Here is a 3,367-nt window from a genome sequence, read left to right as displayed (position 1 = left end):
GGTGCGGACCACCAGCAGATACAGCGGACGCAGCAACGCGGTGAATTTGAATGTGCGTGCCAAGGCTCTGATGTCATCGGAGCGGCCGCCACGGTCGAGTTCAGCGACGACGATGAGGCCGCCGTCCTTGAGGACCCTGACCATCTCGCGGAGCCCTCGCGCCTGATCCGGCCAGTGTTTGATTGAGCCGATACTGACCGCCGCGTCAAAGCTGTTATCGCGGAAGGGTAGTTCCAACGCGGACGCCGTCTGGAAGTCGAGCCGGCCACGTCGATCAGCCGGAAGTGTGTTTGCACGTCTCGTCGCGCGTTCCACTTGCTCGACCGCAAGGTCAACGCCCGTCACCCGGAGGCCGGGATGATGCTCGGTGAGGCGACAAGCCAACTGACCGCCGCCGCAACCGACTTCGAGAACCGAACCGCATCCCGCCACGATCTCATCGATCACACCGGAGGTCGACTCGAGTACTCCATCGGCCATGAATGTGTCATAGAACCAGGACTCGATTGGCGCGTACTTGGCCGCGACGTCTGCAAGAACCATGACACCCCTACGGCGGACTCTGCTCTGGACGACACGCTACTCCGGCATCGTTGCCTCATTCCGGCGTTCGGCCGAAGGCTGTCGAAGGCGCGGAGCGCCTATCCCCTACTGCTCGCCGAGGCCCATCAGCTCGGTGACGCCGTGGTCACGGCCTGCCGTGTAGCCACCGTCCACCGCGATGGCCTGCCCGCTGACGAAGCTGGCGTCACCCGATAGTAGAAACGCTGCCACGGAGGCGATTTCGTCGGGGCGCCCGAAGCGCCTCAGCTTGTGTTCGTGACGGAGTCCCTCGCGCGGCGTCTCGAAACCGGGCATGCCCATTACCGAGTCGAACATCGGCGTCTCGATGAAACCCGGGCAGATCACGTTGACCCGGATCCCACTCGGCCCGTAGTCGATGGCGGTGTTCTTGGTGAGCAGCACCACGCCGCCCTTGGAGGCGTTGTAGGCACTGCCGCCAGCCGTGCCCTCGATACCCTCGATGCTGGCCAGATTCACGATGGCGCCCCGCTCGCCGTTCACCCGCTCCTGCTGCACCATCTGGGCGAGCGCGGCACGGGACACCACGAAGGTGCCCTTCAGGTTGATGCCCACGACCCTGTCCCACTCTTCGTCGGGCAACACGTGGACCGGCCCACCACCGGCCACTCCGGCTGCGTGCACGACGCCGTCGAGCCGACCGGCCCCGGATACGACCGCGGCGACTGCATCACCCACGGCGCCGACGTCGAGGATGTCCGCCGCCAGGTACGCGAAGAGCCCGGTGGGGGCATCCGTCGCGACATCCATGCCGACCACGGTGGCGCCCTCACCGATCAACCGCTCGGCCGTCGCCCTGCCGATACCCGAGGCCGCGCCGGTCACCAGTACGCCCTTGCCTTCGAACCTGCTCATGAGCGTCCCCTCGGTGCCGACCGATCAACCACGATAGGACCTCGCGTCCGGCGACTTTGAGTAGACGACATAATTACTCGTGCGAAAGAGTGGAACGAGTCCGCGTGTGCTCGTCGCCGCCCTGAGTCTGGTGGCCCTCACTGTCGCGGTGCTCCAAACCGCGGTAGTCCCGATTCTCGGCATCATCGCCCAACAACTGAACGCATCGTCGGTGGCCGTGAGTTGGGCGGTGACCGCGAACCTCCTGGCGGCCGCCGCGTCGACACCGCTCATCGGACGACTTGCCGATCTGCACAACAAGAAGCACGTCCTGCTCGGAGTGCTCCTCGTCGTCCTCGTCGGTTCGGTGATGGCGGCAACGACGTCCTCGCTTGCGCTGTTGATCATCGCCCGCGTGCTCCAGGGCGTGTCGTACTCGTTGTATCCCATCTGCGTCGCGATCCTTCGAGACGAACTCCCCGAGGGCAGCGTCGTCGGGGCACTCGCGGTGTTGTCCGGCACGTTGGGCTTCGGCGGCGGCATGGGCCTCGTCGTGACGGGACTCCTGATGGACGGCGCCGCCGGTTACCACCGGGTGTTCTGGCTGACGACGGGGTTCGTCGTCGTGGTGATCGCCGTAGCGTTCACCGCCATCCCGTCGAGGCAGGGAGGGGCGGACGGAACCATCGACTGGTTGGGGGCAGCCGGTCTGGCGGTAGGCCTGTCTGCGGCGCTGCTCACCATCACTCAAGGCAACTCGTGGGGCTGGTCGTCCCCCGCCACCCTTGGCTCCGCGGCCTTCGGCGTGATCGTGCTGGTCGGCTGGTGGGTGTGGGAGCGGCGACTCGACTACCCGTTGGTGTCCACGGAGATGTTGACCCGCCGGCCGGTGCTGTTGACCAATCTCGCGACGGTGTTCGTGGGCATGGGTTTGTACTTCGGCTTCCTGGGCCTGACGCAGTTCGTACAGGTCGACCGCGAGGTCGCCGGGTACGGGTTCAGCGCATCCGTTCTGCACGCCAGCGTGGTGTACCTGCTCCCTGGTGCGCTGGCCGGGTTCGTCACCGCCACCCTCAGCGGCAGATTCATCGACCGCTTCGGCGCCCGCCCGATCCTCGTCAGCGGCGCAATGGCCGGCATCGTCGGATTCCTGTGGCTAGCTCTGGCCCACTCCCAGCCTTGGCAGGTGATCGTTGCAGGCATCTGGACCAACGCCTACATCAGCCTCGCCTACGGCGCCCTGCCCGCCTTGGTCGTCAGCGAGGTCGATGGCGGCGAGACCGGCGTGGCCACCGGGGTCAATGCGATCGCCCGCACCGTCGGAAGTGCGATCGCTGCCGCGGCGGTGGCCGTCGTTCTGGCCCGAACCGTGGCTGGGACGGGCCTGCCACCCGAGCACGGCTTCGTGATGATCTTCATCGCAGGCGCGGTGACCGCAGGCCTGGCGATGGTGTTGATCGCCCTGTCACGTGGCGGCCGACGGAAGGCGGACTCAATCGATGCCACCGTCGACTCCCGAGCGATGAACCACGAGTGGGGTTGAGCGCGAGTCGAAATGCCACTGACGTAAGACTTTTCGTCACTGTGACGGTTAGGGCACTTCGCTGCCTCGATCTCGACATTCCTCATCGACGCCGAACGCGCAGGTAGGCCGTTGTTTCAAGGTAGTTCTCGGCATACGGAGAGGTTTCGCACAGCTCCGCTCTCTGGTAGCGGTTTAAACCGTGGCGATCATCAAGCGGTCGCCGCATCGTCAACGAAACCGAGAGCTAAGGAGTTGTTACTGGTGGCTTCGATCCGAATGAGGTTGGTATCGAGCATGATTGGCACAGCGGCGGTGGGCGCGATGACCGTACTGACGGTGGCGTTCAGCTCGACGAGCGCCGCCGAGCCCGAACCCGCCCCGCCCGGACCCGTGACCGTACCCGCGATGTCTACGGCCGTCACGACG

Annotated in this window: 4 protein-coding genes; 1 reads left to right on the top strand and 3 read right to left on the bottom strand. The window is 65.5% G+C overall.

The features are described from left to right. Both ACRDUX_RS22430 and ACRDUX_RS22425 read right to left on the bottom strand, forming a co-directional pair. Window positions 1-447, bottom strand: a 447-nt coding sequence (locus tag ACRDUX_RS22430; protein ID WP_526416636.1) for a class I SAM-dependent methyltransferase, incomplete at its 3' end; no start/stop codon positions are given. A gap of 201 nt (window positions 448-648) precedes the next feature. Further along, a complete protein-coding gene (locus ACRDUX_RS22425) occupies window positions 649-1,437 on the bottom strand; it encodes an SDR family NAD(P)-dependent oxidoreductase (protein ID WP_526416634.1) in 789 nt (262 codons plus the stop codon). Between the two features lie 106 nt (window positions 1,438-1,543). On the opposite strand from ACRDUX_RS22425, the gene ACRDUX_RS22420 reads away from it, so the two are divergent. Beyond that, window positions 1,544-2,959: an MFS transporter gene (locus tag ACRDUX_RS22420; RefSeq protein ID WP_526416632.1), complete on the top strand. Its 1,416-nt coding sequence runs from the start codon at window positions 1,544-1,546 to the stop codon at window positions 2,957-2,959. Window positions 2,960-3,150: 191 nt separating this feature from the next. On the opposite strand, the gene ACRDUX_RS22415 is transcribed toward ACRDUX_RS22420, so the two are convergent. Continuing rightward, on the bottom strand, window positions 3,151-3,367 hold a 217-nt coding region (locus ACRDUX_RS22415; protein WP_526416630.1), incomplete at its 5' end, for a hypothetical protein.

This window comes from Mycobacterium sp., assembly GCF_050701675.1.
In the GTDB taxonomy this organism is placed as follows: Bacteria; Actinomycetota; Actinomycetes; order Mycobacteriales; family Mycobacteriaceae; genus Mycobacterium.
Note: the sequence above shows the minus strand (reverse complement) of the source record. Positions and strands in the feature narration are given on the sequence as shown.

Excerpts from the sequence above, each read along its gene's own strand:
- ACRDUX_RS22425 (WP_526416634.1), bottom strand. The coding sequence starts at position 1,437 with ATGAGCAGGTTCGAAGGCAAGGGCGTACTGGTGACCGGCGCGGCCTCG.